We start from the raw sequence: 25,620 nt of genomic DNA, 5'->3' as shown, positions 1-25,620 counted from the left end.
GACTCCTACCGCACCCGCCAGCGCCGAGAACTCCTCGCCAAGGAGAACCGCGCATCCAACAGCTAAGCCTCGCGAGGGGTCAAAATTCAGACGTCGCCAGGGGGTCAAAATTCAGAAGTCGTTGACACGGGGGAGTCCCCATCTCCGAAAAACGTTCGCGTGATCTCTACGGCTTTGCGCCGGACGACCTTCCCTTGCCAGTGGCTTTGACTGGGCAGGAATACCTCGAGTTCCATCACGCGATGCGGAGGCGCAAAGACGGGCCTCGGGCGCGAGAGCTGGCCGACCTCTTCGGTCTCACTGACGACCTCGACAAGCAGGTCGGGCAGTACTCCCATGGAATGCGCAGGAAGCTTCAGGTCATCGCCGCGTTGAGCCATGAACCCCAGATCGTCATCCTGGATGAGCCCTTCAGGGGATTGGATCCGGATGCCGCGGCCGCATTGCGGGACGTCCTGGCAGGCTTCAGCAGAAGCGGGCGCACGGTCCTGATTGCGACCCATGACCTTCTCCGGGCCGAACGGGAGTGCGATGACGTGACGATTCTGGCGAACGGGCGGGTTGTTGCCGCGGGCCCACCACGGAGGCTGCTCGCCGAGCATGGAGGGACCACCGATCTCGAGAGCCTCTTCATCGTAGTCACAGGTCTCGGCGAGGCGAGTGAACACCGGAAATCCCGCATTGCAGGCCTTTTCTCGTCGACCCCGGCCTCAGAAACCGCAGCCTCGGAAGGAGAGTCGTGATTCTCACGCGAATTGTTGTTTCAGCTCTCAGCGGCCTGGTGCTCGGAGCCGCGGTACTCGTCATCGTTCTGGTCGGATCTACCGCCTTCGCATGGGCCACGGGCACTCGGGCATTTCTGCCGGGGATCTTCGAAGCCTGGGTCACGGAAGAGAACGGCATGCCCGCCGTCAATTTCGTGCCGAATCTCTGGGGGATGCTCGCCGTTGTCCTCGCCACGTCGGCCTTTCTGGTCTTGGCGTCGTTGCGGAAGCGCGGATCCGGGCGTTCATCATGATGCCGAGACTCCGGGCCGTCGCCTCAATTTCGGTGCTGCTCTGGCTTCGAGACCTCGCGGCGCTCTTCCATGTTTCGAGCAGGGCTGTCGCGCTGGGATCGGCGATGGTGCTCTTAGGGGCCGCGGCCCTCGGCATTGGCCTTGCAGCAGTTGCCCTCAAGCCCTCGTCGGCCGGATATCCGCCTGAGCTGAGGGAGCTCATGTTGCGGACCGCGTTTTCGACGAGCGCCGTGATCGGTCTCCTGATCATCGTGGTTCTGGCGGTTTCGCTCCCGCCCCGTACTGCGCTTCAGTCGCTCGTGGACCTTCTGCCTGTGCGCAGGGTGGAAGCGCAGCTCGGCCAGCTCCTGCCGGTACTTGCCCTTGGTTCCGCGCTCGGCCTTGTGCTCTCGGCGCTTGTGATCGCCCTCGCCAGCCAGATTCTCGGGCCCTTGGCCTTCTGGGCGGCCTGTCTCCTCGTGGTGGGGAACATGGCTGCGCTGCAGGTGCTTGGCTTGAGCGTCTTCCTCGCCGCCAGCTCACTGCTAAGTCGACGCCTGCGGATTCCCCAGCAGTACGCGACCACGCTTTCCGGTGCGCTTGTCATGGTGGCGGCGCTCGCTGCATTCTCGGGCGATGTCCTCAATCTGGCAGCGCGCCGGGGGCAAGGGTGGAGCATCGGCGATCTGCTCGTCACTCGGCTCGCGGTGAAGACGGTGCTCCACGGGAGCGTTCTCGACGGCGGGGGCGTCCTCCTGTGGTGGGCGGCAGGCCTGGTCATCTTCCTCGCGGCCGGCCGGCTCAACCAACAGAGCGCCGGCACGGGAGGCATCAGGCTTCTCACGGGGACCACGCCTCCGGCTGGTCGGTTCCTGAGTGCCGTCTGGATTCAACTGCTGATCGCCGTCCGGACGCCTCAGTTCGTTGTCACGGCTCTCTCGATGGCGCCGCTCGTGGTAGGCGTGCGCTGGCTCGCGTCCATCGACATGATGGCGCTCGCGGCGCCACAGATCGCGTCCGGGCTCCCCGCGGTGCCGTTTGCTCTCTCGATGTACGCACTGGGCAGGACGGTGAAGTATCGCTGGCTGGGTGCCGCCGTCCACGGTTCATGGTCATGGTGGGTGGCTCCGACCGGAGTTGCGTACTTCCTCGCCGGGGCAGCTGTCGGAGTCTTCGTCTATGCCGGTGAACTGGTTCTGGGCCTTCTGGAGATAGGAGATCTTGCCTCGGTCGCCGCCCGGACCGTGCTGGTGCTGTGCGCGGGATTGCTCGGAGGTGCACTCGCCCCCTATTCGGAGGAGCAAGGACTGTCTGTCGCAGCCTCGGGGTTCTTGACGGGACTGCTCGTCATCGCCTCGACCATGTTCGTGTCATGGGCGAGGTCCGCGACGACGGACGTCATCGGCCTCGTCGCTGAAGGTGCCGTTGCGGTGCTGTTCTTCGCGTTCTACGCACTCATTGGATCCGGGCAGGCGCGGGATGCGGCACGATACCTCTGACCAGGTGTCCCATCTGGTCTTGACTCCGGGAGCGTTCGACCGCGGAGATGCTGTCCTGCATCCGTCTCTGGGAATTGCAGCTTCCCGCAGCTCGAAGGACTTTAGGCGGACAGTGCTTGAGCTAGGACTTGCGAGCGAGGCGGACAGCAGCGTGTGCCGTTGGCTTTTCGGCGCTGCAACGAGTCGCGCGCAGTTGCTCCCGGACGGGTGGCGCGCTATCCACGTTGCTCTGATTCACTGCGCTGTCGGCATGTCCCGCTGTGCAGCCCTCGCCCTCGTGAGCTCTGTCGTGGGGATCGCCGCCGGACTTTCGTCCCTGATCGCCATCGCCGCGGGTGGCCTCCTCTTCTCCGCGGCCATCCTGGTCCACGAACTTGGGCACGTCCTTGCTTATCGTGCGCTCGCACCGGCCGACAGTCCCGGGATCATGGTCACGTGCGGGATCCGATGCCATCTGGTCCGGAAGACCCTCACGCCCAAGGCCGACCTCGCCGTAGCCCTTGCCGGTCCTGTGGCACCCGCGATCGCCGGAGCCTTCCTGATACCTTTCGCCGCGTGGGTTCCACTCGTCTTGTGGGCGTGGGCAGCCCTGGCGTTGAGTCACGCCGTCTGCGCGGCCCTGCCCTTCGGCGACGGAGAGACGATCAGGGACAGCTGGCACCGAGCGCGAGGTGGGCGCCGAGGATGAGAGCAAGCGGCCGGGCGCTACAGGCCGCTTCAGCGGCGAACACGGACGTCCACCGCGTGCCGTCTCACGGGCAGTGCCTCCCACGGTCGCCTCAACTGGAAGACGACAGCGCCGGATTCGGTGCCTGCCCTCACGAGGAATCGTTGGGACGACGGAGAGCCCGGCCGCTGCGCGGCCCCCTCAGCCGCCGTCCTCGGATGCTCCGCTAGGAGAGTCATCCCCTCCGACAGCACCTCCAGCTCCCATCGGTACCCGGTTCCTCCGGGAGCTGTCAGCACGACGTCGAACTCTGCCCCCGCGGCAACGTCCCGCCCTTCGCGGCTGTCTGCAGACTCCATGGCCCCGATTGTTCACGTCGGCTCCAGCACTCGACAAGAGCTCCGCGAGATCAAGGGTCGCGCCATGGCAGCAGGACGGACGGCCGCGTATCGGCGACTAGACGCAGGGGATCCACGTAGCCGGTTCCGCCGTCACCTGTGCCACCGCCGACATCTCGGACTCCCCAGTGCAGGCATCCTCCCGGGCAGTGCGTCGGCGTCGCAGCGAGCCGGCCGACGACTTGCCCGGCGGTTACGACAGTGCCGTGGGGGAGAGCGGATTCGACAGGCTCGAAGCTGCTGCGGAGATCATTGCCGTGGTCGATCGTGACAACATCCCGATCCACGACCCGGCCCACGAAGGAAACAGTGCCATCAGCGGGCGCGAGTACCTCTTGCCCGAGAGCCGCCCGGAGGTCCACGCCTCGATGCCCACTCAACCAGGGGCGCTCGGGCGGGTCGAAGGTGCGGATCACGGCGGGACGGGGCACGAGCGGCCACCCCCACCCGGGGCGAAGGCCTTGGCCCTCGGGCTGCGACGGCAGGGCTGCGCCGCTGATGACGGGCAGCAGGAACAGGAGTGGGAGGATGACCCGGGCGAGTGAGAGATGGTGGGACACAGCCCGAGCCTCTCGCATAGCTCGCCCACCGCACGAGCCCCAGCTGCCTGCATGTGGAGGACACGCCGCCGTCGGCTCTGTGAAGGGCAAACATGGAGGGCAAACGGAGCACGGCGGCAGGGTACGGCTGTAGTACACTGAGAACCGCGGCTTTCTGCGTCCTGTTGCCATGCCAATCTTCCAATTGAGCGGAAGCATGAGTGCGCGCGGAAGCCGACTCCGCGCATCCAGCGTCACACCTCCCCGTGAGGTGTGATCCGGTGCTCCTGACGGTCCGCCCAGTTACTCCAACAGGGTGGCTCGGGTGCACGGGGATGCCAGGGATGGCGGCCGGCCGGCCGTCGTCGAACAACCGTCAACATCAATGGCAGGGGCAAGGGCAGCCGCAGAGGCTCCCTCATCCATGACCTGCCGGAAGGAGCGTCGGCATGCCCGTCGTCACCATGCGCCAGCTGCTGGACAGCGGCGTCCACTTCGGTCACCAGACCCGCCGTTGGAACCCGAAGATGAAGCGCTTCATCTTCACGGAGCGCAACGGCATCTACATCATCGATCTTCAGCAGTCGCTGTCTTACATCGACCGCGCCTTCGAGCACGTCAAGAACACGGTCGCCAAGGGCGGCACGGTGCTCTTCGTCGGCACGAAGAAGCAGGCCCAGGAGGCCATCGCCGAGCAGGCGACCCGCGTGGGCCAGCCGTACGTGAACCAGCGTTGGCTGGGCGGCATGCTCACCAACTTCTCCACGGTTGCCAAGCGCATCCAGCGCCTCAAGGAGCTCGAGGAGATCGACTTCGAGGATGTGGCCGGTTCGGGCCGCACCAAGAAGGAGCTCCTCATCCTTGAGCGCGAGAAGGACAAGCTCGAGAAGACCCTCGGCGGTATCCGCAACCTTTCGCGCACCCCGTCCCTCCTCTGGGTGGTCGACACCAAGAAGGAGCACCTCGCGGTCGACGAGGCCAAGAAGCTCGGCATCCCGGTTGTCGCGATCCTCGACACGAACTGCGACCCGGACGAGGTCAACTACCCGATCCCGGGCAACGACGACGCCATCCGCTCCGTCAACCTGCTGACCCGCGTCGTGGCCGACGCCGTGGCCGAGGGCCTCATCGCCCGCAACAACCGTGGCGCCGGTTCCGAGGGATCCTCCTCGGCTGAGCCGCTGGCCGAGTGGGAGCGCGAGCTGCTCGAGGGCCAGAACGCGGAGCAGGCCGAGCAGACTGCCCCGGCCGCCGAATCGGCTGAGGGAGCTTCGGCCGAGGGCGAGCAGGCTCAGGCCTAGTCAGCCCCAGAACAATTCCTCTGAGTCCGGATCACGGCGTCGGAGGACGACGGCAGGATGGCACCGTGAACCGCGGCGCCATCCTGCCGATGTGTGAGAAGTGGAAAGTACAAGACAGAGGGGTTCACATGGCGAACTACACCGCTGCTGACATCAAGGCCCTGCGCGAGCGCACGGGCGCGGGCATGATGGACGTCAAGAAGGCTCTCGACGAGGCCAACGGCGACGCCGAGAAGGCCATCGAGATCATCCGCATCAAGGGCCTCAAGGGCGCCACCAAGCGAGAGGGCCGCTCCACCGCGGAGGGTCTCGTCGCCGCCAAGGTCGAGAACGGCGTGGGCGTCATGGTCGAGGTCAACTGCGAGACCGACTTCGTGGCCAAGTCCGCGAAGTTCATCGAGCTGGCGGACAAGGTCCTGGCAGCCGCGGTCGCGTCTGGCGCATCTGACCTGGACAGCCTCCTGGCTGCCCAGGTGGACGGCAAGGCCGTGAGCGACTTCGTGGTCGAAGAGGGCGCTGTCCTCGGCGAGAAGGTCGCGGTCCGCCGTATCGCCCGCATCGAGGGCGCGACGGTCGACGCTTACCTGCACAAGACGTCCAAGGATCTTCCGGCTCAGGTCGGCGTCCTCCTGGCCGTCAACGGCGAGGGCGAGGCCGCTCAGGCTGCCGCCCACGACGTCGCTGTGCACGTCGCCGCGATGGCTCCGAACTACCTCCGCCGCGAGGACGTCCCGGCCGACCTCGTCGAGTCCGAGCGCCGCATCGCGGAGGAGACGGCCAAGGCTGAGGGCAAGCCCGAGGCTGCGCTGCCGAAGATCGTCGAAGGCCGCGTGACGGGCTTCTTCAAGGGCGAGGTGCTGCTCGACCAGGCCTTCGCGAAGGACGCCAAGAAGAGCGTCGGCCAGGTGCTCCAGGAAGCCGGAGTCGAGGCGACTGCCTTCGCTCGCTTCCGCGTCGGCGCCTGACCCACGCGACCAGCAGAAAAGCACTGAGGGGCGGCCACCGCCGGTGGCCGCCCCTTTTGTGCGCTGAGAATGCCGATAATCTAGACCAAGGCCCACACAGCGTTCGCGAACCACCGCCTTGAGGGGACAGATCACCAATGGAAACCGTGCAGACTGACGTGCAAACCTCAACGCTTCCCCTGACCGAAGATCCCCTCCCGCCGCACCGCCGACGCGTGCTGCTCAAGCTGTCCGGGGAAGTCTTCGGCGGCGGCAAGCTGGGCGTGGACCCGGGCACCGTGCGCAACGTCGCCGAGCAGATCGCGGCAGCGGTCGACGACGTCGAGGTCGCCATCGTCGTCGGCGGGGGCAACTTCTTCCGAGGCGCCGAACTCTCGCAGAGCGGGATGGACCGCTCCCGGGCGGACTACATGGGCATGCTCGGCACGGTGATGAACTGTCTGGCCCTGCAGGACTTCCTCGAGCAGGCAGGGGTCGAAACCCGCGTCCAGAGCGCCATCACCATGGGTCAGGTCGCTGAGGCCTACATTCCGCGGCGCGCGATCCGCCACATGGAGAAGGGTCGCGTGGTGATCTTCGGCGCCGGCGCTGGCCTGCCATATTTCTCGACCGACACGGTCGCGGTGCAGCGCGCGCTCGAGGTGCATGCCGACGTCGTCCTGATGGCCAAGAGCGGCGTGGACGGTGTCTACACGGCCGATCCCAAGAAGGATCCGGAAGCCCGCAAGCTCGAGCGGCTCACGTACGACGAGGCCCTTCGCCGGGACATTCGGGTGATGGACCAGACCGCCATGACCATGTGCAAGGACAACGGCGTCACGATGGTCGTGTTCGGAATGGAGGGTGCGGGCAACGTGACGCGCGCGATTCTGGGCGCGGAGCTGGGAACTGTTGTGACCCCCTAGTCCAGCTAGGATGTCGATAGTCCATGAACGCGTCCAGTCAGGAGCCAGCAACCGTGATCGAAGAGACTCTTCTCGAAGCCGCCGAAAAGATGGAGAAGGCCGTCGAGGTGGCCAAGGAGGACTTCGCGGCGATCCGCACGGGGCGCGCCAATCCGGCGCTCTACGCCAAGGTCATGGTGGAGTACTACGGAACTCCCACGCCGCTGCAGCAGCTTGCGTCGTTCCAGGTCTCTGACGCGCGCACTATCCTCATCACCCCGTTCGACAAGACCGCGCTGCGGGACATCGAGCGCGCCCTGAGCGACTCCGAGGTGGGGGCCAACCCCTCGAACGACGGAGCGGTGATCCGCGTGGTCCTGCCCGAGCTCACGCAGGAGCGCCGCAAGGAGTACGTGAAGATCGTCAAGGGCAAGGGCGAGGATGCGAAGGTCTCGATCCGCAGCATCCGCCGCAAGGCGAAGGAGTCGCTCGACCGGCTCGTCAAGGATGGCGAGGTTGGCGAGGACGACGGCGCGCGCGGCGAGAAGGAGCTCGACAGCCTGACCAAGCAGCACACGGACAGCGTGGACGAGCTCGTCAAGCGCAAGGAAGCCGAGCTGCTCGAGGTCTGATGGCCGATCCACAGCCCGAGGCCGGCGGCCCGCCGCTCGACGCGCCGGGCGCGCCGGCCTCCCGGCGTGCCCGCCGCGAGGCGGCTGTCGCCCAAGCTGCCGCGGCTGGAGCCGCGGTCCCACCTACTGGATCCAGCTCGAAGGCGGGCCGCAACCTGCCGGCGGCGATCGTCGTCGGGCTCGCCCTCCTGGCCGCGGTGCTCGCCGGGCTGTTCATCTGGCCTCTCGGCTTTGTCCTGATCGCCACGGCGGCAGGTGTTCTTGGGGTCTGGGAAGTGTTCCGCGCGCTCCAGACCCGCAGGACGAACATCCCGATCGTTCCGGTGCTCATCGGCTCGGTCGCGATCCCGTTCTCTGCCTTCATCGGCGGACAGGAAGCGCAGCTGTTCGCGCTCCTCGCCGCATGCGCTGCAGTGCTGCTCTGGCAGAGCCTTGAGTCAGCCGAGGGAGCCGTCACGAACGTCGTCGGCGGCGTCTTCGTGCTCATGTGGATCCCGTTCTTCGTGGGCTTCGCGGTCCTGCCCCTGCATGATTCCGGGCTGTCATCGGCGCCGTTCGGGCTGTGGCCCGGCCTCGAGGTGCCCAAGAGCGTCCTTCAGCTGGTGCTCACGCTCCTCCTCATCGTCGCCAACGACACGTTCGGCTACATCGTCGGGGCGAGCCTCGGCAAGCACCCCATGGCACCGAAGATCAGCCCCAAGAAGTCTTGGGAGGGGTTCGCCGGGTCAGTGGCGGGTGCCATCGTGATTGGAATTCTGGGGACTGTCTTCCTGCTGGGGAGGCCCTGGTGGGAAGGCATCGTCCTGGCGATCGCCATGGTGGGGGCAGCGACCGCTGGCGACCTCGGAGAGTCCATGGTCAAACGGGAGCTGGGCATCAAGGACATGAGCAGCATCCTTCCTGGACATGGTGGAATGATGGACCGGCTCGATTCGATCCTTTTCGGAGTGCCGGTGGCGTACCTTGTGTTCAGCGTCCTTCCAGCCTCCTGATAAGGCAGGATGAGCCCTGACGGAACGATAATGTTGGGCAGGGCAGGTCATGGCCCGCGGCGGGACACCGCCTCAGGAGAGGGCCGTAGGAGAGGACGGAGGCAGGGTGGCGCGAGCTGAATCGGGGGCCGCGGCTGGGTTCGAGCGGGTCGACCGCGGCGAACTGGGCTACAGCCCCAAGCAGGTCGAGAAGTTCATGGAGGCTGCCCGCGCCTACCTGCGAGGTTCTTCCTCTGAGCCGATCACCAGCCACCACGTTCGGACGATTGCCTTCGATGCCGTGCGCGGCGGCTACGATGCGGGCCAGGTTGACGCGGCCTTGGACCGCCTCGAGGATGCGCTGGCTCGGCGGGAACGCGATGAGCTCATCGATCGCGAGGGGGAGGACGCCTGGCTCCACGAGGTGGGCTACCTCGCCGGGATCCTCCGCAACCGACTCCTCCGCCCCGACGGCGATCGCTTCCGCCGACCCTCCAAGAACGGCGCCCCGAGCTATCACCGGGGCGATGTGGATGCCCTTTGCCATCGGCTCCTCGACTATCTGGAGCACGATGCCACGATGAGCGCCGACGAAGTACGAACTGCCGTGTTCCGCACCGTTGCCGGGCGGGAGGGCTACGAAGAGACCCAGGTCGACGCGTTCTTGGACCGCTGCGTGGAGCTCATCGCGAAGATTGCCTGAGGGGGAGTCGGAGTGTGAACACGCTCCCGACCCCCAGTTCGCTCTCGACGTCGAGGCTGCCGCCGTGCTGGACCGCCACCTCGCGGGCGAGGGCAAGACCCAGCCCCGTGCCGGGGATCCCGGAGCGGACGGCGGCCGAGCTTCGTTGGAAGCGGGTGAAGACCCGCTGGAGGTCCTCGGGAGCGATGCCTATTCCCCGGTCCTCGACGGTGCAGACGGCCCAGCCGCCCTCTTGTTTCCCCGTCACCACCACTGTGCCGCCGGTCTCTGAGTACTTGAGCGCGTTGGAGACCAGGTTCGCTATGGTGCGAACGATGGCGGTTTGGTCGCCGAGGATCGGGAGCGGGTCGTCGGCGCTCACTTGGAGTGTGATCCCGCGGTTCACAGCGTCTGGGGCCGACGACGTAGCCTCCTCCCTGAGCAGCCGTGCCAGATCAATCGGGGCCCGGACGGGCTCGGTCACATCGGAGGTGGCTGCAGCGAGGATGTCGTCCACCATCTTGTTCAGATGGCGGGCGTTGCGTGCCATGACCTGAACGTCGGAGCGGGCTGATGCGGTGAGGCACGGTTCTTCCTGCAGGAGTTCGGCGTAGCCGAGCAGGCTCGTGAGCGGAGTGCGGAACTCGTGGGACATCGCCGCAACGAAGCGGTCACGGGCGCGAACTGCCTTGACCACTTCAGTGACGTCCGAGAAGGCGAGGACGGAGCCTTCCTGGCCTCCGCTGACTCCCCGGAACGGTCGGGCGGAGACTGAGACGATGCGGGCGTCGGCACCTGCGCCGAGTCGAAAGACGTTGTGCGTGAACGTCTCCCCGTTCCTTGCCCGGTAGGCGGGGCGCCGCTCAAGGGGTGCGAGCTGGTCGGAGTTCTCTCCGTAGACGAGGAGTTCCGGTTCTCGGCCTTCGTCCACGCCGTCCGGCAGGGCAATTTGGTGCAGTTCGCGCTGCCGCGCATTCATGATCAGGCGTTTGCCCTTTGGATCGAGGACAAGGACGCCGACGTCCACCGTTTCGAGGACGGTGTCGAGGAGCCGTTGGCGCAATTCGGTCCGCTCCAGAAGTTCCTCCACGCGGCTCCGCTGGATCATCCCACTTGCCGTCATGACAGCCGTCGCGATCCCGATCGCCATCACCATGAAGGGGGTGACCAGCTCGGCGGTGAGCTTGTACGGCCCGGAATTGCCCTCTGCGAAGTGGGGAGTCCAGACCATGAGGAAGGTGGCCGCGGTTCCGAGAGGAACCATGACGGCGGGCCGGTACCCGGATCCCGCAAGCCACATCATCGGAAAGACCGCGAGGAGTCCGAGGCCTTGGAGGACGTCCTCGGTGCTGGCACGGAGGATGCCCACCGGGATGAAGTCAAGCAGCGGGATGACGAGAAAAGATCGCTGAGGAAGGCGCTCCCAGGGAATCAGGGCACACGCCGCAAGAAGAAGCAGTGCCATGGCCTGCGCTCCAAGGAATCCTGCGTCCGTGAACTCGCCAATTTGGACTGCCGCCGCGATCCAGCACACCAGGAGCATCGTGGCATTCAGTGGCAGCTGGCTCAGCACGACCTTGGCGCGAAGGTTCAATTCGTGGAAGCGGCGTTGCCCCAGCAGCACAATCTTCTCTAGAAGGTTCCCCACGCGACTCTCTTTCCCTTTTCTGCATCAGTGAGTCAATCCTGTGACGCCTCCTGTCAATCGAACGTCACTTGATCATGTGCGTGGACCTCGTTCCAACAGGGGGTCCATGCGAAAGGGGATGAGTTCTCCCATGGAGAGCGCCGTATCGGTCCGCTCGACGCCATCGACCGCCAGGATCTTGCCGTTGATCCGGAAGAGGTCCTCCGCGTCGAGGGCGACCACGCGGAGCAGAAGGTCGGCCGTCCCGGTGAGCCCATGGCCTTCGAGCACCTCGGGGATCTGGGCTATGGCCGCAGTGATCTCGGCCAGGAGCCGTTGCTGGACGTGGACGGTGATGAAGCAGAGCAGCGGATAGCCGAGCGATGCGGGGTTGATACGCCGGTCGAATGGCAGGAAGGCATGCTGCTCGAGGCGGGCGAGCCGGGCCTGGACCGTGTTGCGTGAGAGGCCGAGCTCTTGGGCGAGTGCCACGACTGTCCGGCGAGGGTCCTCTGCCAGCGCGCGCAGGATGCGGGCGTCGGTGGCATCCACGGAGTGCATGCTGCGCAGAGTAGCACGGCGGGTCGGGGCCAAATAGGGCATCCTGCTCACTTCTCGCGTGGCTGGTTGTACCCCTTGCGCCTTGTGAGTATCGTCACAATTACCTCGGGGGCCTACAGGCCTTCCCGCGAAAAGATAGGGATGCGAACCGAAGTGTCCACATATCAGATGATTGCCGGCGACGACGGATCGCCGATCCAGCTCCTCTCTCCAGACGGCGCTCGGCACCCCCACGAGCGCTATGACCGCTTCCTCCAGGATCTCGACGGCGAGAACGGCAAAGAGCTGCTGCTCAAGATCTACGAGGACATGGTCGTTGCCCGAAGGATCGACGCCGAGGGCACCGCCCTTCAGCGTCAGGGCGAAGTTGGCCTCTGGCCCCCGTTTGTCGGCCAGGAAGCGGCACAAATCGGGTCCGCCTATGCCATTCGCCCCGACGATTTCATTTTCCCCAGCTATCGGGAGATCGCCGTCGCTTATGTTCGCGGCGTTCCTCTCGCGGATCTGGTCCGCCAATGGCGAGGCAGTGCGAATTCCGGGTGGGACCCCTACGAATTCAATATGGCACCGTCCCAAGTGGTTATTGGAGCGCAGACGCTCCATGCCGTGGGATACGGAATGGGGGTGCTGTTCGACGGTGCCGAGTCCGCCGTCATCACCTATTTCGGCGACGGTGCCACCAGCCAGGGGGACACCAACGAGTCCATGGTCTTCGCCGCGAGTTTCCAGGCGCCCGTCGTGTTCTTCTGCCAGAACAATCAGTGGGCGATTTCCGAGCCCGTCGGAATCCAGGCCCATGTGCCGATTGCGCTCCGCGCGCCCGGCTTCGGGATCCCCAGTGTGCGGGTGGACGGCAACGACGTCCTCGCCTGCCTCGCCGCTGCGCGCGAAGCACTTGAACGCGCCCGTTCAGGCAACGGGCCCTCCTTCATCGAGGCCGTCACCTATCGCATGGGACCGCATACGACGGCGGACGACCCCACCAGATATCGAGACGCCAACGAACTCGAGGACTGGAAGGAACGGGATCCGATTTCCCGTTTCGAGGCGTTCCTCACCACTCGGGGCATCCTTGACGACGCCGGGCGCGCCAGAGTGGCGGAGAAGGCGGATTCCGTGGGTGCGGCGCTGCGTGACGCCACCATCCACATGCCGGACCCGGCACCGGAGGCTCTCTTCGAGCACGTCTACGCGGGGCCGCAGTCGATCCTGGACCGGCAGCGCGACCATTTCGGTCGGTATCGGGCCGGTATTGAGGCCGGCGCAGAAGGGGGCCAGTGATGACTGAAATGACCTTCGCCAAGGCGATCAACGCTGGCCTGCGTCGTGCCATGGAACGGGATTCGAAAGTTGTCCTGATGGGCGAGGACATCGGCAAACTCGGGGGTGTCTTCCGGATCACGGATGGACTTCAGAAGGATTTCGGGGCGCACCGGGTCATCGACACGCCGCTCGCCGAATCCGGCATCATGGGGACCGCGATCGGCATGGCCTACCGGGGCTACCGGCCGGTCATCGAGATCCAGTTCGATGGCTTCGTCTATCCGGCCTTCGACCAGATCGTGTCCCAAGTTGCGAAGCTGCACTTCCGCACTCTCGGCCGCGTCCGCATGCCCATCACGATCCGCATCCCGTTCGGCGGCGGCATCGGCTCGCCCGAGCACCATTCCGAGTCGCCGGAGGCCTACTTCGTTCATACTGCGGGCCTGCGCGTGGTGAGCGTGTCGAACCCGCAGGACGCCTTCTCGATGATCCAGCAGGCCATCGCGTGCGACGATCCGGTGGTCTTCTTCGAGCCGAAGCGGCGCTATCACGACAAGGGAGACGTCGACGAGTCCGCGGGCCTTGAAGGACCGGCGGGCCTTGGCATGGACACGGCGCGGGTCGCGGCACAAGGCACGGACGTGACGCTCGTGGCCTACGGTCCGCTCGTCAAGACGTGCCTCGATGCGGCAGTAGCGGCTTCGGACGAGGGGGTTTCGGTCGAGGTCATCGACTTGCGATCGCTCTCTCCCGTCGATTACCCGACCCTTGAGACATCCGTCCGGAAGACGGGCCGCCTTGTCATCGCCCACGAGGCCTCGCAGACTGCCGGTCTGGGCGCCGAGCTAGCGGCCGCCATCACGGAGCGCTGCTTCTACTACCTCGAGCACGCGCCGGTTCGGGTGACAGGCTTCGACGTCCCGTACCCCAATTCCCGACTTGAGACTCATCATCTGCCGGACCTGGACCGCATTCTCGACGGCGTGGACCGGGCGCTCGGCCGCCCCAACTCGCTCAGCGGCATCGAGGAGGGCGAGGAGTGAGCGCAGTGTCCGAACACGCCGTGTCCGCAGACAGCGTGACCCGGGACTTCAAGCTTCCGGACCTCGGCGAAGGGCTCACCGAATCGGAGATTGTTTCCTGGCGCGTCGCCGTCGGGGACGAAGTCCGGCTCAATCAGGTGATCGGCGAGGTTGAGACAGCCAAAGCCGTCGTCGAGCTGCCGAGTCCCTTCACCGGCCGCGTCGTCGCGCTTCTCGCCGAACCGGGCCAAGTGGTCGCCGTCGGAACGCCGATTGCCACCTTCGAGGTCGCGGCCCAGAAGGAACCGGCCCAGAATCAGCCGGCGCAGCAGCAGCCGGCCCAGCAGCAGCCGCAGCCCGCGCAGCGGCGCGAGCCAAACCTGGTCGGCTATGGTGCGCTCCCCGAGATCACAGGCCATCCCAGCCGCAAGGCCAGGACGTGGGCATCGACAAGGGAAGCGGCGGCAACCCCAGAACGTCCCGCCGCCACGACCCGTCCCCGCTCAACGCCCCCGGTGCGGAAGCTTGCGAAGGACCTCGGCGTGGACTTGGACTCGGTCAACGGTTCGGGCCCTCATGGCCTCATCACTCGCGACGACGTCCTGGGGCAGGTCGGGACGCCCCAGCCCACCACCGAGGAGCGTCCGGCCGCGCGCCGCGAGCGCGAGACCAGGACGCCCATCCATGGCGTGCGCAAGGCGACGGCAGCGGCCATGGTGTCGAGCGCCTTCACGGCGCCGCACGCGAGCGAGTTCCTCACCATCGACGTGACTCCGGCCATGGAGCTTCTGGCCCGCCTCCACGCGATCAAGGCCTTCTCGGAGCTCAAGCTGACGCCGATGACCCTCGCGGCCAAGGCAGTGCTGATCGCGCTGCGCCGCCACCCGGAGCTGAATGCCCACTGGGACGACGCGGCTCAGGAGATCGTCCAATACCACTACGTGAACTTGGGGATCGCCGCGGCGACACCACGAGGACTGCTGGTTCCCAACGTCAAGGATGCGGACGCCATGGACCTCGCCCAGCTCGCGAAGGCGATCTCATCCCTCGTCGACTCGGCCAGGGAGGGCCAGACAACCCCAGGCGATCTGACGGGCGGGACGATCACCATCACGAATATCGGCGTCTTCGGCGTCGACGCGGGAACTCCCATCCTGAATCCCGGGGAAGCGGCAATCCTGGCACTGGGCCAAGTGCGGCGGATGCCATGGGAGTACCACGGGGAGATCGCGCTCCGGCAGGTCGTGACCCTCTCGCTCTCCTTCGACCATCGGCTGGTCGACGGCGAACAGGCCTCGCGCTTCCTCGCCGACGTCGGCGCGATCCTGGCCGACCCAGGCATGGTCCTCGCTATGGTTTAGGCGCCGTCAGGATGGTGCAGGCGCTGTCAGGGCCGCGAGGGCCATCGACTCGAGCAGCTTGCCCGCCGTGCGTCGGGTGGTGCGGCGCACGGAGTGGGGTGTGGAGTTGATGAGCCCGAACACGGCTTGCGCGCGGAGGCGCAGCTCCGCGGCGGAGGCCTCGGGGTGCAGGCGGGACAGCGTCCGCGCCCAAACATCCACGTACTCGAGCTGGAGGGAGCGCACCTCGGCTTGGTCTTCGGCTGCGAGGCTCGAGAAATCGCGGTCCTGCACGCGGATCACGTCCGGTTTGGAGAGCGCGAAATCCACGTGGAAGGCGACAAGCGCGCGGAGGGCGGCGCCGTCGTCGGCCAAACCATCTGGGCCGGCGCCACTCGGATGCGCACCCGCCGCGGCGGCGCGGCCACCCTCGAGGAGTTCGCTGCTCACCCCGACGAGGAGCGCGCCCAGGACGGCCTGCTTTCCCGCGAAGTGGCGGTAGATGGCTGGGCCGCTCACTCCCGCAGCGGCGCCGATGTCGTCCAGGGAGACGCCGGAGAAACCCTGCGCGGCGAACAGCCCCGCGGCTGCGTCGAGGAGCGCCTGCCGACGCACTGCCTTGGCCTCGCTGCGGGGGCTGGGCACTTCGCTGCGGGCGCTGGCGGCCTCGTTCACGCACGCTCCAGATTTCTTGGTGGACACCACAGATGATCAAGACTAACTTGGCCTTCAGTTAGTCGTCATTAACCGAATGCGAGGTTCGATGGAGACTCTGGTCAGCCACATCGATCCGGCGAGCGCTGATTTCGCCAGGAATCACGGCGCACAGCGGACGCTCGCGGAGGAACTGTCCGGGCGCCTGGCGTCGACGGCCCTCGGCGGTCCCCAGCGCTCGCGGGAACGCCATGTGGCGCGCGGAAAGCTCCTTCCGCGCGAGAGGATCGATGTCCTGCTCGATGAGGGCTCGCCATTCCTCGAGATCGCACCGCTCGCCGCCTATGGGATGTACGACGACGAAAGCCCCGGCGCGGGCCTGATCGCCGGAATCGGGCTCGTGCACGGTCGCCACGTCCTGGTCATCTCGAACGACGCCACGGTCAAGGGCGGCACCTATTACCCGATGACGGTCAAGAAGCATCTGCGAGCCCAGGAGATCGCCCTCGAGAACCGCCTGCCCTGCGTGTATCTCGTCGATTCTGGAGGCGCGTTCTTGCCCCGTCAGGACGAGGTGTTCCCTGACCGGGAGCATTTCGGCCGCATTTTCTACAATCAGGCACGTATGTCTGCGGCCCGAATTCCGCAGATCGCCGCCGTCCTCGGTTCCTGTACCGCCGGCGGAGCCTACGTCCCGGCAATGAGTGACGAGACCGTGATTGTCCGCAATCAGGGGACGATCTTCCTCGGCGGGCCGCCTCTCGTGAAGGCCGCGATCGGCGAGATTGTCTCGGCCGAGGAGCTCGGCGGGGGAGAGGTCCACGCGAAGATCTCAGGCGTGGCAGACCACCTGGCGGAGAATGACGAGCATGCGCTCGACATCGTCCGGGGCATCGTTGCGACGCTCCCCGCGCCCCAGGGCGCGCCGTGGGACGTGACTGTCCCTGTAGAACCGAAGGCCGACCAATCCGAGCTCTACGGCTGCGTGCCAACAGATGTCAACGCCCGCTACGACGTGCATGAGGTCATCGCACGGCTCGTCGATGGGAGCGCGTTCCACGAGTTCAAGCGCGAGTACGGCAGCACCCTCGTGACGGGATTTGCGCGGATTCACGGCCACCCGGTGGGAATTGTGGCGAACAACGGGGTACTTTTCTCCGAATCCGCGCTGAAGGGAGCGCACTTCATTGAATTGTGCGACCAACGCGGTATCCCGCTGGTCTTCCTGCAGAACATTTCGGGTTTCATGGTGGGGCGCGACTACGAGCGGGGCGGAATCGCGAAGAATGGCGCGAAGATGGTCACCGCGGTCGCCACCACGCGCGTTCCCAAGCTGACCGTTATCATCGGCGGGTCGTTCGGTGCCGGCAATTACTCCATGTGCGGGCGGGCCTATTCGCCGCGCTTCCTGTGGATGTGGCCCGCGAGCCGCATCTCGGTGATGGGTGGAAGCCAAGCCGCCAGCGTCCTCGCCACGGTCAAGCGCGATCAGCTCGAAGCAGGCGGCCAAGAATGGGCACCCGAGGACGAGGAGGCCTTCAAGGCACCCATCAGAGAGCAGTACGAGAGTCAGGGAAGCCCGTACTATTCGACCGCTCGGCTCTGGGATGACGGCATCATCGACCCCGTGGATACCCGCCGGGTGCTCGGCATGGCGCTTGAAGTAGTCGCCCAGGCTCCCTTGCCGGAGTCGTCGTTCGGCGTCTTCAGGATGTGAGGGGCATGTTCACCAAGGTGCTGGTTGCCAATCGCGGGGAGATCGCGTGCAGGGTCATCCGAACACTCCGCCGCTTGGGCATCGCCTCCGTCGCGGTCTACAGCGACGCCGACGGCGGTGCTCGCCATGTGCGGGAGGCCGACGAGGCGGTGCGGATCGGGCCGGCGTCGGCCGCGCAGAGCTATCTGAATATCGAGGCCATTGTTGCCGCCTGCCGCGCGACAGGCGCCGAGGCCGTCCATCCCGGCTACGGCTTCCTCAGCGAGAACGAACTCTTCGCCCGTGCGCTTGAGGAGGCGGGCATCGTCTTCGTCGGACCTGGAGTCGAGGCGCTCGCGGTGATGGGGGACAAGATCCGGGCCAAGAACCACGTCTCGGCCTATGGGGTGCCGGTGGTGCCAGGCGTCGCCCGGCCGGGTCTCACCGACGAAGAGCTGATCAGGGAGGCCGACGGCGTCGGGTACCCGCTCCTCATCAAGCCCTCGGCCGGGGGCGGCGGCAAAGGGATGCAGGTGGTGGAGTCCGCCGACGGCCTCGCTCCGGCTCTCGCGACGGCGCGCCGCGTGGCTGCAGCTGCGTTCGGCGATAACACCCTCTTCCTCGAACGCCTCATCCGGGCGCCCAGGCACATCGAGGTCCAGGTCCTCGCGGACCGGCACGGGACCACAATCCACTTGGGCGAGCGCGAATGTTCCCTCCAACGGCGCCATCAGAAGGTCATCGAGGAGGCGCCCTCACCCCTCCTCACTGCCGAAACCCGGGAATGGATCGGACGTGCGGCCTGCGATGCCGCTCGAAGCGTGGGCTACACCGGGGCAGGGACGGTCGAGTTCCTCGTGAGCGATGAACGGCCGGATGAGTTCTTCTTCATGGAGATGAACACGCGCCTCCAAGTCGAGCATCCGGTGACCGAGATGGTGACCGGAGTGGACCTCGTGGAGCAGCAACTCCGTGTTGCGGCCGGAGAGGAACTGGGAATCCGGCAGGAGGACATCCGCCTCCACGGACACGCCATCGAGGCCCGCGTGTACGCCGAGGTGCCCCGCAAGGGCTTCCTCCCCGCGACTGGTCGCGTCGAGTTCCTGCGCGAGCCAGCAGGCGAGTTGGTCCGGGTGGACAGCTCCCTCCTCGAGGGGCTCGAGATCGGAGCCGACTACGACCCGATGCTCGCAAAGGCTGTCGCCTGGGGCGAAGACCGAGACCAGGCGCTCGCGGCGCTCGACGGTGCGCTCGCGGACTACACCGTGCTCGGGGTCGAAACCAACATCGAGTACCTCCGCCTCCTCCTTGCTGACCCCGACGTCCAAGCGGGACGCCTCGACACGACCCTGATCGAGCGGCGGCTCCAGCATCTCGAGTTCCGCGAGCCACACGAGGCCGAATTCGCGGCCGCCGCATTGCTGGCCGAGCACACGCGAGAGCGCGATGAGCTCGAGGGGCCATGGCGAAGAGATGCCTGGCGTCTGGGCGCGGCCGCCCCTCGCCGGGTCACGCTCGGAACCCCCGACGGCGGCATCGCCACTGTGCAGCTGAGCGGGCAGCTCCCCGGGGCGCATCTGAGCGTGGACCGCGGGGTCGAGCGCAAGGCGAGCTTCGCCGTCGTCGGCCGTTCCCTCGAACTGGACCTCGACGGCGAGCCGCACGCCTACGCCTGGGCGGTGTCCTCGGATGTAGTCTTCCTCGGCGATCAGGGGTGGGCGGTTGCGCTCCCTGTCCTCGACCGCGCCCAGCGGCTCGAGCGAGTGCGCGCGGCCGCGCAGCATCAGGATCGCGAAGACACGCCGGAAGTTCGCTCACCCATGCCGGGCACGGTCGTCTCGATCCCAGTTCAGCCCGGGCAGGATGTGGCACCCGGGCAACCGCTGGTGAGCGTGGAGGCCATGAAGATGGAGCACCAGCTGGTTGCAGCGGTAGCTGGGGTGGTTCAGCTGCACGTTTCAGTCGGCGACCTGGTCAAGGCGGATCAGGTCGTTGCAACCGTCATTCCCGCACAAGATTAGGAGCCATATCACAAGATGAGGAGCCAAATATGGTCGACTTCCATCTCGACGACGAGTACCGGGAACTGAGCGAAACGGTCCGGGACTTCGCCGACCATGTCGTGGCGCCTGTCTCGCAGCGGCACGATGAGGAGCACAGCTTCCCCTACGAGCTCGTGGCCCAGATGGGCGAGATGGGCCTGTTCGGGCTGCCCTTCCCCGAAGAGTACGGGGGCATGGGCGGCGACTACTTCGCGCTGGCCCTCGCACTCGAGCAGCTCGGGCGCGTGGACCAATCAGTGGCGATCACGCTCGAGGCCGGTGTCTCCCTCGGCGCCATGCCTGTCTTCCGCTTCGGCACAGACGAGCAGAAGGAGAAGTGGCTGCCCGACCTGGCCGCTGGCCGCGCGCTGGCGGGCTTCGGCCTGACCGAGCCCGAGGCAGGGTCGGACGCCGGCGGTACCAAGACGGCAGCCCGCCTCGACGACGGCCCGGACGGACGCGAATGGGTCATCAACGGGGCCAAGGAATTCATCACCAACTCGGGTACAGCTATCACCAAGTTCGTCACGGTCACTGCCGTCACCGGTACGGCTGGCGAGCCGGAGCGCAAGGAGATCTCCACCATCATCGTGCCGTCGGGCACGCCTGGCTTCCGCGCGGAGAAGCCGTACAACAAGGTGGGCTGGAACGCCTCGGACACCCATCCGCTGTCCTTTCGGGAGGCCCGGGTCCCGGAGGAGAATCTCCTCGGCGAACGGGGCCGCGGCTATGCGAACTTTCTGTCCATCCTCGACGAGGGGCGGATCGCGATCGCCGCCCTCGCCACGGGGGCGGCGCAAGGCTGCGTGGACCTTTCCGTCAAATATGCCAAGGAACGCAGCGCCTTCGGCACGAATATCGGGAAGTACCAGGCGATCCAGTTCAAGATTGCCCGCATGCAGGCACGCGCCCACACTGCACGCCTCGCGTATTACGACGCCGCAGCGCGGATGCTCGCCCGGAAGCCCTTCAAGACCGAGGCCGCCATCGCCAAGATGGTCGCTGGCGAAGCGGCGATGGACAACGCCCGAGACGCCACCCAGGTCTTCGGCGGCTACGGCTTCATCAACGAGTTCACGGTGGCCCGCCACTACCGCGACTCGAAGATCCTCGAGGTCGGGGAGGGGACCACAGAAGTCCAGCTCATGCTGATCGCACGGCAGCTGGGGTTGTAGCTTAGGGGCAACTGCAACCTGAGCTTGTAGGAGGAGGGGCTGTGATCGACAAAGTGGTGGCCACGGTCGAGGAGGCTGTGGCCGAGGTTTCGGATGGCGCATCGCTCGCCGTCGGAGGGTTCGGTCTGTGCGGAATCCCGGTAGGGCTCATCGATGCGCTGCTCCGCCAGGGCACGAAAGACCTCGAAACCATCAGCAACAACTGCGGCGTGGATGACTGGGGCCTCGGAATCCTCCTTTCCGCTGGGCGCATTCGCCGCACCATCAGCTCGTACGTCGGGGAGAACAAGGAGTTTGCGCGGCAGTTCCTCGCGGGCGAGCTCGAAGTAGTGCTCACCCCCCAGGGGACGCTGGCTGAGAAGCTCCGTGCGGGGGGCGCGGGCATTCCGGCCTTCTACACCGCCGCGGGCGTCGGCACTCAGGTGGCCCAAGGCGGGCTGCCGCAGAAGTACGACGCCGAGGGGAACGTCGTGAAGGCGTCCTCGCCCAAGGAGGTACGCACCTTCAACGGGGCAGAGTATGTTCTCGAGGAATCCCTCAGGCCCGACTTCGGCCTCGTGCATGCCCTCAAGGGCGACCGTCACGGGAATCTCGTCTTCCACGAAACTGCGATGAACTTCAATCCCCTCTGCGCCATGGCTGGCAGGGTCACGATCGCGGAGGTCGAGGAGCTCGTCGAGCCGGGAGAGCTGGACCCCGAGCACGTTCATACGCCGGGCATCTTCGTCCAGCGAGTCGTGCACGTTCCCGCCGAAAGTCCTCTCGGGGAGAAGCGGATCGAGAAGAGGACAGTCTCAGTCAATGGGGAGGGTTCCTGATGCCTTGGACACGGAATGAGCTCGCGGCGCGCGTTGCCAAGGAGCTCAAGAATGGGCAATACGTGAACTTGGGGATTGGCATGCCGACCCTCATCCCCAACTACATTCCCGACGGCGTCGAGGTGGTTCTCCACTCGGAGAACGGCATTCTGGGCATTGGGCCGTACCCCACTGAGGACGGAGTGGACCCGGACCTGATCAACGCCGGCAAGGAAACTGTGACCGTGAAGAAGGGGGCTGCCTTCTTCGACTCGGCGACCTCGTTCGGGATGGTCCGCGGCGGCCACGTGGACGTCGCGGTGCTCGGGGCCATGGAAGTCTCCCAGAATGGGGATCTCGCGAACTGGATGATTCCCGGCAAGATGGTCAAGGGGATGGGCGGCGCCATGGACCTGGTCTTCGGGGCGAAGCGGCTCATCGTGATGATGGAGCACACCGACAAGAACGGCAGGCCGAAGCTCCTCCGCGAGTGCACGCTTCCGCTGACGGGAACAAGCTGCGTCGACCGGGTGATCACCGATCTGGGTGTCATGGACGTGGTCCGAGACGGCGGTCGGTCCGTGCTCGTGCTGCGCGAGCTCGCTCCCGGGGTCACTGAGGACGAGGTGGCGGAGAAGACGGACGCCGAGCTCGATGTGGAGATCCACGACAATGAGCCCTGAGCCCGGGAGCCCCGATCAGCCCCGGCAGGTGATCGAGCAGCGGGGCCTGTACTACGACGAGCTTGAAGAAGGAGTGGTCTACGCCCACCGGCCCGGGCGGACTGTGACGGAGGCCGACAACGTCTTCTTCACCGCGCTCACCATGAACACTCAGGCGCTGCACCTCGATGCTGCATGGAGCGCCAGCCAGCCTTTCGGCCAGCGGCTCGTCAACTCGATGTTCACGCTCGCGACACTCGTCGGCCAGTCCGTCGCCCAGTTGACTCAGGGGACGATCGTTGCCCAGCTTGGTCTGACCGACGTCTCCTTCCCTCACCCCCTCTTTCACGGCGATACGCTCTACACCGAAACCGTCGTCGTCGAGAAGCGGCTCTCGTCCTCCCGCCCGGGCCAGGGCATCGTGACCATGGAGCACACGGGCCGCAATCAGGACGGCGTTGTCGTCGCCCGGGCCAAACGCTCGTGCCTCATGTGGATCAAGGACGCCCATTCATGACCTTCGCAGCCCCCTTCACCATGGGTCCAGCCCTCCTCTTCTGCCCCGCCGACCGGCAGGAGCGGTTCGCCAAGGCCGCCGAGCGCGCAGACGCCGTCATCCTCGATCTCGAAGACGCGGTTTCACCCGAGGCGAAGGATGCCGCGCGCTCCAACCTTGCGGCGCACACCCTCAACCCAGCGCGGACCATCGTCCGGCTCAACGCCGCGTCCACGGCCGACTTCGAGGCCGACCTTGCCGCGCTCGCCACGACGCCCTATAGGACCGTGATGCTCGCCAAGGCCGAATCCGCTGAGCAGGTGCGCAGGCTTGGGGGATTCGAGGTCATTGCCCTCTGCGAGACCGCCCTCGGCATCGTCAATGCTCCCGCCATCGCTGGAGAGGCGAACGTCATCGGCCTCATGTGGGGGGCCGAGGATCTGGTCGCCTCCTTGGGTGGAACCTCCAGCAGAGCGGACGACGGCGGTTACCGCGCCATTGCCTTGCACGCCCGGTCCACGGTTCTTCTCGCTGCGGGTGCCCACGGCAAGGCCGCGATCGACGCCGTCTACACCGCCATCCCCGATCTGGAGGGTCTCTCGCAAGAGGCAGCAGACGCAGCAGCGTCCGGGTTCGCGGCCAAGGCCTGCATTCATCCCAACCAAGTCCCGGCGGTCCGCGCTGCCTACGCCCCCGCGGAGGAAGCGATTGCCGCCGCGCGCGAGTTGCTAGCCGCGGCCGAGGCCGCTGGCTCCGGCGTGTTCCAATTCCGCGGGCGGATGATCGACGGTCCCATCCTGCGGCACGCTGAGGCTGTCCTCCGGCGCGCAGGGGTGTAAGCGGGGTCGGCAGCGCTCGTGTTGTTCGCTGTTGTCCTGATCGCCGTCGTCGTGGGCGCCATGGCTCAGCGTGTCGTCGGGTTGGGGTTCGGGCTCATGGTCTCGCCTGTCCTGGTGGTACTCCTCGGACCGCTCGATGGGGTGATGATCGTCAACGCGTGCGGCGCGACCTCGTCCCTGCTCATCCTGTTCCGGGTCTGGCGCGACGTCGACTGGTGGCGGTACGTGGGGCTCATCGTTCCGGGTTTTGTAGGGATTGCACTCGGTGCCCTCCTTGTGAGCCGCGTGCCGGCCGCGCCTCTCGAGATCGCGATTGGGGCCCTTCTGATCCTCGGGCTTCTGCTGTCGCAGCTCGTTGCGAGGACACGGCGTCGCATCGACGGGATGGGCATTCGCACTGCCAGTGGCTTCTCCAGCGGATTCATGAATGCTGCCGCGGCAGTGGGAGGCCCCGCCGTTACCGCCTACGCCGTGTTGACCGGCTGGGAGCAGAAGCGCTTCGGAGCGACACTGCAGCCATATTTCCTGTCCACCGGATCGGCGTCGCTGCTCGCGAAGGCGCTGGCCACCGGGGGCCATTGGCCGGCGCTCGCCGTTTGGGAATGGGGCCTCGTGTTCGCGTGCATGATTGCCGGGATCGCAATAGGAGACGTTCTCGCCCGCAAGCTCGCGGGCGAGGTGGTCCGACGTGCTGTCATCGGAATCGCGTACGCCGGAGCTGCCCTCGCCATCGTGAACGGGGCAGGGCATCTCTAGTTACAGGGCACCCCTAGTTGGTAGAGCACCAAAGTAGTGAGCTCTCCTGTCAGAAGGGTGGGGGTTGGTCGTGTTGTGGGGGTTGGTCGTGTTGTGGGGGTTCGGGTTCTGGGGGTTTGGGGGTGTGGGGTTCGGTGGTGTGGGTGTGGCCGAGGGGTGAGGTCCAGGTGAGGGTGTGGTGGTTGGTGTTCTGGTCGGTGGTGTGCTGGTAGGTCCAGGCGCGCAGGGATTTGAGGGCGTGGTGGCGCGGGCAGAGGAGGGCGAGGTTGTGGGGGTCGGTGGTGCCGCCGTGCTGCCATTCGGTGGTGTGGTCGGGTTCGCAGCGGTGGGGTGGGGTGGTGCAGCCGGGGAAGGTGCAGCCGCCGTCGCGGTGGGCGAGGTAGCGGCGCAGGGCTGCGGGGGGCCGGTAGGCGGTGCGCCCGACGCCCAGGGCGGCCCCGGTGGCGGGGTCGGCGAAGATCCGCTCCCAGTTCGGGGCCAGAGCGGCCAGGCGGCGGGCGGTGGCGGGGTCGATGGGCCCGTAGCCCTCCAGCTCGGCCGCGTCCGGTGCCCCCTCGGCGTCCGGCGGGCCGGCTGTCTCGGGCTGGTCTGCGCCGAGGGCGAGGGTGAGGGGGATGGTGAGGGCGATGCGGGCCTGGAAGGCGGGGGCGCCGTCGGGGCGGGCCAGGAGGCGGTGGGCGAGGGCGTCGGCGCGCAGCTGGTCCAGGGTGCCGGGGGCGCCGGCGGTGCGGGCGGTGCGGGCGTCGTGGTCCAGGCCGTGGTGGATGGCGTGGGCGGCTTCGGCGGGCAGGCGGGCGGTGAGGGCGCACATCCCGTCGGGCTCGGGTGCGAGCCAGAGCCCGCGCCCGGCGGCCGCTGCGGCCTTGCGGGCGGTGAGGGTCTGGGGGTGGAGGTGCTCGCGGAGGCGGCGCAGGCACGAGCGCAGCTCGGCGGGGGTGCGGCGGCGCCCGGTGCGGGTCACGGCCCGGGCCAGGGCCTTGCGGGCGAAGGCTGCCGCGTGCGGGGCCGGGAGGGTGCGGGTCTGGTCCAGGATGGCCTTGGCGTGCTGGTAGGAGATGTGCCCGGCCTGGAGGGCGCCCAGCAGCTCCGGGGCCGCGGCCAGGTCGGCGGCCTCGTGCAGGAGCCGGGCGGCGGTGGCCTCGGAGACGGCCCCGG

The 25,620-nt window shown here is 66.7% G+C and carries 27 protein-coding genes; 21 read left to right on the top strand and 6 right to left on the bottom strand.

The window, feature by feature from the left end; translation table 11 throughout:
• The first annotated feature begins 206 nt into the window (after nucleotides 1–206).
• The 4 genes from E5679_RS20465 (at nucleotide 207) to E5679_RS20450 (ending at nucleotide 3,184) form a co-directional block, all read left to right on the top strand.
• A complete protein-coding gene (locus E5679_RS20465) occupies nucleotides 207–743 on the top strand; it encodes an AAA family ATPase (protein ID WP_171042499.1) in 537 nt (178 codons plus the stop codon).
• Nucleotides 740–1,018, top strand: a complete 279-nt coding sequence (locus E5679_RS20460) for a hypothetical protein (RefSeq protein WP_138419351.1) — start codon at nucleotides 740–742, stop codon at nucleotides 1,016–1,018. The genes E5679_RS20465 and E5679_RS20460 overlap by 4 nt, the downstream gene beginning before the upstream one ends.
• A complete protein-coding gene (locus tag E5679_RS20455) occupies nucleotides 1,015–2,496 on the top strand; it encodes a hypothetical protein (protein ID WP_138419349.1) in 1,482 nt (493 codons plus the stop codon). The genes E5679_RS20460 and E5679_RS20455 overlap by 4 nt, the downstream gene beginning before the upstream one ends.
• A gap of 250 nt (nucleotides 2,497–2,746) precedes the next feature.
• Nucleotides 2,747–3,184: a hypothetical protein gene (locus tag E5679_RS20450; protein WP_138419347.1), complete on the top strand. Its 438-nt coding sequence runs from the start codon at nucleotides 2,747–2,749 to the stop codon at nucleotides 3,182–3,184.
• A gap of 29 nt (nucleotides 3,185–3,213) precedes the next feature.
• Here the strand turns inward: E5679_RS20450 and E5679_RS20445 are convergent, their stop codons facing one another.
• Together E5679_RS20445 and E5679_RS20440 are read right to left on the bottom strand one after the other, a co-directional pair.
• Nucleotides 3,214–3,522: a protease inhibitor I42 family protein gene (locus E5679_RS20445; protein ID WP_138419345.1), complete on the bottom strand. Its 309-nt coding sequence runs from the start codon at nucleotides 3,520–3,522 to the stop codon at nucleotides 3,214–3,216.
• A 50-nt stretch (nucleotides 3,523–3,572) separates the two neighbouring features.
• Complete coding sequence (locus E5679_RS20440) at nucleotides 3,573–4,121, bottom strand: M23 family metallopeptidase (RefSeq protein ID WP_420821097.1); 549 nt, start codon at nucleotides 4,119–4,121, stop codon at nucleotides 3,573–3,575.
• 428 nt (nucleotides 4,122–4,549) lie between these two features.
• Between E5679_RS20440 and rpsB the strand changes: the two genes are divergently transcribed.
• The 6 genes from rpsB to E5679_RS20410 all read left to right on the top strand — a co-directional run bounded on the left by rpsB (nucleotide 4,550) and on the right by E5679_RS20410 (nucleotide 9,556).
• Entirely contained in the window at nucleotides 4,550–5,401 is an 852-nt protein-coding gene (gene rpsB / locus E5679_RS20435) for a 30S ribosomal protein S2 (RefSeq protein WP_138419341.1), read from the top strand.
• A 128-nt stretch (nucleotides 5,402–5,529) separates the two neighbouring features.
• On the top strand, nucleotides 5,530–6,366 hold the full coding sequence (tsf, locus tag E5679_RS20430) for a translation elongation factor Ts (RefSeq protein ID WP_138419339.1): 837 nt from the start codon (nucleotides 5,530–5,532) through the stop codon (nucleotides 6,364–6,366).
• 137 nt (nucleotides 6,367–6,503) lie between these two features.
• Entirely contained in the window at nucleotides 6,504–7,271 is a 768-nt protein-coding gene (gene pyrH, locus E5679_RS20425; RefSeq protein WP_420821096.1) for a UMP kinase, read from the top strand.
• Between the two features lie 53 nt (nucleotides 7,272–7,324).
• Complete coding sequence (gene frr / locus E5679_RS20420) at nucleotides 7,325–7,882, top strand: ribosome recycling factor (RefSeq protein WP_138419359.1); 558 nt, start codon at nucleotides 7,325–7,327, stop codon at nucleotides 7,880–7,882.
• On the top strand, nucleotides 7,882–8,874 hold the full coding sequence (locus E5679_RS20415) for a phosphatidate cytidylyltransferase (protein ID WP_138419337.1): 993 nt from the start codon (nucleotides 7,882–7,884) through the stop codon (nucleotides 8,872–8,874). Before frr ends, E5679_RS20415 begins: the two co-directional genes overlap by 1 nt.
• Nucleotides 8,875–8,980: 106 nt before the next feature.
• Entirely contained in the window at nucleotides 8,981–9,556 is a 576-nt protein-coding gene (locus E5679_RS20410) for a DivIVA domain-containing protein (protein ID WP_249336264.1), read from the top strand.
• Here E5679_RS20410 and E5679_RS20405 read toward each other — a convergent pair.
• Both E5679_RS20405 and E5679_RS20400 read right to left on the bottom strand, forming a co-directional pair.
• Nucleotides 9,537–11,183: a sensor histidine kinase gene (locus E5679_RS20405; RefSeq protein ID WP_138419333.1), complete on the bottom strand. Its 1,647-nt coding sequence runs from the start codon at nucleotides 11,181–11,183 to the stop codon at nucleotides 9,537–9,539. The two genes, E5679_RS20410 and E5679_RS20405, sit on opposite strands and share 20 nt — an antisense overlap.
• 72 nt (nucleotides 11,184–11,255) lie before the next feature.
• A complete protein-coding gene (locus tag E5679_RS20400) occupies nucleotides 11,256–11,723 on the bottom strand; it encodes an Lrp/AsnC family transcriptional regulator (protein ID WP_138419331.1) in 468 nt (155 codons plus the stop codon).
• A gap of 141 nt (nucleotides 11,724–11,864) precedes the next feature.
• Between E5679_RS20400 and pdhA the strand changes: the two genes are divergently transcribed.
• Genes pdhA through E5679_RS20385 form a run of 3 tightly spaced genes read left to right on the top strand, consistent with a single transcriptional unit; the run spans nucleotide 11,865 to nucleotide 15,369 of the window.
• On the top strand, nucleotides 11,865–13,004 hold the full coding sequence (gene pdhA / locus E5679_RS20395) for a pyruvate dehydrogenase (acetyl-transferring) E1 component subunit alpha (RefSeq protein WP_138419329.1): 1,140 nt from the start codon (nucleotides 11,865–11,867) through the stop codon (nucleotides 13,002–13,004).
• Nucleotides 13,004–14,029, top strand: a complete 1,026-nt coding sequence (locus tag E5679_RS20390) for an alpha-ketoacid dehydrogenase subunit beta (protein WP_138419327.1) — start codon at nucleotides 13,004–13,006, stop codon at nucleotides 14,027–14,029. The genes pdhA and E5679_RS20390 overlap by 1 nt, the downstream gene beginning before the upstream one ends.
• Before the next feature lie 5 nt (nucleotides 14,030–14,034).
• Entirely contained in the window at nucleotides 14,035–15,369 is a 1,335-nt protein-coding gene (locus E5679_RS20385; protein ID WP_420821095.1) for a dihydrolipoamide acetyltransferase family protein, read from the top strand.
• A gap of 6 nt (nucleotides 15,370–15,375) precedes the next feature.
• On the opposite strand, the gene E5679_RS20380 is transcribed toward E5679_RS20385, so the two are convergent.
• Complete coding sequence (locus E5679_RS20380) at nucleotides 15,376–16,023, bottom strand: TetR/AcrR family transcriptional regulator (RefSeq protein WP_249336266.1); 648 nt, start codon at nucleotides 16,021–16,023, stop codon at nucleotides 15,376–15,378.
• Nucleotides 16,024–16,111: 88 nt separating this feature from the next.
• Here E5679_RS20380 and E5679_RS20375 point away from each other — a divergent pair, with 88 nt between their 5' ends.
• Genes E5679_RS20375 through E5679_RS20340 form a run of 8 tightly spaced genes read left to right on the top strand, consistent with a single transcriptional unit; the run spans nucleotide 16,112 to nucleotide 24,465 of the window.
• Nucleotides 16,112–17,719: a carboxyl transferase domain-containing protein gene (locus E5679_RS20375; RefSeq protein ID WP_138419323.1), complete on the top strand. Its 1,608-nt coding sequence runs from the start codon at nucleotides 16,112–16,114 to the stop codon at nucleotides 17,717–17,719.
• A 5-nt stretch (nucleotides 17,720–17,724) separates the two neighbouring features.
• Nucleotides 17,725–19,719, top strand: a complete 1,995-nt coding sequence (locus tag E5679_RS20370; RefSeq protein WP_138419321.1) for an acetyl/propionyl/methylcrotonyl-CoA carboxylase subunit alpha — start codon at nucleotides 17,725–17,727, stop codon at nucleotides 19,717–19,719.
• Nucleotides 19,720–19,748: 29 nt separating this feature from the next.
• Nucleotides 19,749–20,915 (top strand): acyl-CoA dehydrogenase family protein, encoded by a 1,167-nt coding sequence (locus E5679_RS20365; RefSeq protein WP_138419319.1) that lies wholly within the window; start codon nucleotides 19,749–19,751, stop codon nucleotides 20,913–20,915.
• Nucleotides 20,916–20,956: 41 nt separating this feature from the next.
• Nucleotides 20,957–21,733, top strand: a complete 777-nt coding sequence (locus tag E5679_RS20360) for a CoA transferase subunit A (protein ID WP_138419317.1) — start codon at nucleotides 20,957–20,959, stop codon at nucleotides 21,731–21,733.
• Complete coding sequence (locus tag E5679_RS20355; RefSeq protein WP_138419315.1) at nucleotides 21,733–22,395, top strand: CoA transferase subunit B; 663 nt, start codon at nucleotides 21,733–21,735, stop codon at nucleotides 22,393–22,395. The genes E5679_RS20360 and E5679_RS20355 overlap by 1 nt, the downstream gene beginning before the upstream one ends.
• Nucleotides 22,385–22,891 carry a MaoC family dehydratase gene (locus tag E5679_RS20350; RefSeq protein ID WP_138419313.1) on the top strand — a complete coding sequence of 169 codons (507 nt, stop codon included), beginning with the start codon at nucleotides 22,385–22,387 and terminating at the stop codon, nucleotides 22,889–22,891. The genes E5679_RS20355 and E5679_RS20350 overlap by 11 nt, the downstream gene beginning before the upstream one ends.
• Entirely contained in the window at nucleotides 22,888–23,709 is an 822-nt protein-coding gene (locus E5679_RS20345) for an HpcH/HpaI aldolase/citrate lyase family protein (RefSeq protein ID WP_138419310.1), read from the top strand. Before E5679_RS20350 ends, E5679_RS20345 begins: the two co-directional genes overlap by 4 nt.
• 18 nt (nucleotides 23,710–23,727) lie before the next feature.
• On the top strand, nucleotides 23,728–24,465 hold the full coding sequence (locus E5679_RS20340; protein ID WP_249336263.1) for a sulfite exporter TauE/SafE family protein: 738 nt from the start codon (nucleotides 23,728–23,730) through the stop codon (nucleotides 24,463–24,465).
• A gap of 49 nt (nucleotides 24,466–24,514) precedes the next feature.
• Here E5679_RS20340 and E5679_RS20335 read toward each other — a convergent pair.
• On the bottom strand, nucleotides 24,515–25,620 hold a 1,106-nt coding region (locus E5679_RS20335; RefSeq protein WP_138419308.1), incomplete at its 5' end, for an HNH endonuclease signature motif containing protein.

The organism is Sinomonas gamaensis (assembly GCF_005876955.1).
Classification (GTDB): domain Bacteria; phylum Actinomycetota; class Actinomycetes; order Actinomycetales; family Micrococcaceae; genus Sinomonas; species Sinomonas gamaensis.
The sequence above is the reverse complement of the archived record's forward strand: the minus strand, read 5'-3'. Positions and strand labels throughout refer to the sequence as shown.

Bases quoted from the DNA above. Each gene is read 5' to 3' on its own strand.
- E5679_RS20455 (WP_138419349.1), top strand. From the start codon at position 1,015: ATGATGCCGAGACTCCGGGCCGTCGCCTCAATTTCGGTGCTGCTCTGG.
- E5679_RS20450 (WP_138419347.1), top strand. From the start codon at position 2,747: ATGTCCCGCTGTGCAGCCCTCGCCCTCGTGAGCTCTGTCGTGGGGATC.
- E5679_RS20445 (WP_138419345.1), bottom strand. From the start codon at position 3,522: ATGGAGTCTGCAGACAGCCGCGAAGGGCGGGACGTTGCCGCGGGGGCA.
- rpsB (WP_138419341.1), top strand. From the start codon at position 4,550: ATGCCCGTCGTCACCATGCGCCAGCTGCTGGACAGCGGCGTCCACTTC.
- tsf (WP_138419339.1), top strand. From the start codon at position 5,530: ATGGCGAACTACACCGCTGCTGACATCAAGGCCCTGCGCGAGCGCACG.
- pyrH (WP_420821096.1), top strand. From the start codon at position 6,504: ATGGAAACCGTGCAGACTGACGTGCAAACCTCAACGCTTCCCCTGACC.
- E5679_RS20415 (WP_138419337.1), top strand. From the start codon at position 7,882: ATGGCCGATCCACAGCCCGAGGCCGGCGGCCCGCCGCTCGACGCGCCG.
- E5679_RS20400 (WP_138419331.1), bottom strand. From the start codon at position 11,723: ATGCACTCCGTGGATGCCACCGACGCCCGCATCCTGCGCGCGCTGGCA.
- pdhA (WP_138419329.1), top strand. From the start codon at position 11,865: ATGCGAACCGAAGTGTCCACATATCAGATGATTGCCGGCGACGACGGA.
- E5679_RS20390 (WP_138419327.1), top strand. From the start codon at position 13,004: ATGACTGAAATGACCTTCGCCAAGGCGATCAACGCTGGCCTGCGTCGT.
- E5679_RS20375 (WP_138419323.1), top strand. From the start codon at position 16,112: ATGGAGACTCTGGTCAGCCACATCGATCCGGCGAGCGCTGATTTCGCC.
- E5679_RS20370 (WP_138419321.1), top strand. From the start codon at position 17,725: ATGTTCACCAAGGTGCTGGTTGCCAATCGCGGGGAGATCGCGTGCAGG.
- E5679_RS20365 (WP_138419319.1), top strand. From the start codon at position 19,749: ATGGTCGACTTCCATCTCGACGACGAGTACCGGGAACTGAGCGAAACG.
- E5679_RS20355 (WP_138419315.1), top strand. From the start codon at position 21,733: ATGCCTTGGACACGGAATGAGCTCGCGGCGCGCGTTGCCAAGGAGCTC.
- E5679_RS20350 (WP_138419313.1), top strand. From the start codon at position 22,385: ATGAGCCCTGAGCCCGGGAGCCCCGATCAGCCCCGGCAGGTGATCGAG.
- E5679_RS20345 (WP_138419310.1), top strand. From the start codon at position 22,888: ATGACCTTCGCAGCCCCCTTCACCATGGGTCCAGCCCTCCTCTTCTGC.